General features: G+C 66.5%; 1 pseudogene. It reads left to right on the top strand.

Annotation, left to right across the window (positions count from 1 at the left end):
* Nucleotides 1-140: 140 nt before the first annotated feature.
* Nucleotides 141-242, top strand: a pseudogene (locus AC0IYH_RS33540) (Flp pilus assembly protein CpaB); the annotation flags it as partial.

Raw genomic sequence — 242 nt, forward strand, 5'->3', positions numbered from 1 at the left:
ATTGGGGGCTGACCCTGAGCCGTGAGCCCGTGCAACCGGCATCGGCGCCCGTGGTGTCTCCTGCTACCCCTACCCCGGCAGGACAGGTGAGCAGCGAACTACAGGCTCAGGTAGACGAGCAGCAACGCACCAGCGTGGTGGTGCTCGCTCGTGATGTACAGGCGCTGACTCCCATCACGCGTGACGATCTCGCCGTGGAGCGCCTGCGCATCGCCCCGCCGGGAAGTTTCGCCAAACCGGAG

The organism is Pseudomonas sp. AC463 (assembly GCF_979253585.1).